The sequence below is a fragment of the Streptomyces sp. NRRL WC-3626 genome, assembly GCF_000718785.1.
GTDB lineage: Bacteria > Actinomycetota > Actinomycetes > Streptomycetales > Streptomycetaceae > Streptomyces > Streptomyces edwardsiae.
In genome coordinates, this window is the sequence record NZ_JOCA01000076.1 from 1 (window position 1) to 280 (window position 280).

Here is a 280-nt window from a genome sequence, read left to right on the forward strand (position 1 = left end):
GATGCACACCCTCGCCCAGATCGGCTTCCAGCAGTCCTACACCTACTTCACCTGGCGCACCACCAAAGGGGAACTGACCGACTACCTCACCGAACTCTCCGGCGACGCCGCCTCCTACATGCGGCCCAACCTCTTCGCCAACACCCCCGACATCCTCCACGCCTACCTCCAGCACGGCGGTCGGCCCGCCTTCGAAGTCCGCGCCGTCCTCGCCGCCACCCTCTCCCCCACCTGGGGCATCTACAGCGGCTACGAACTCTGCGAGAACACCCCCCTGCGC

At 66.8% G+C, this 280-nt stretch carries 1 pseudogene; it reads left to right on the top strand.

Annotated elements, in window-relative coordinates:
* Nucleotides 1-280: pseudogene (locus IF28_RS36820) on the top strand (alpha-1,4-glucan--maltose-1-phosphate maltosyltransferase); the annotation flags it as partial.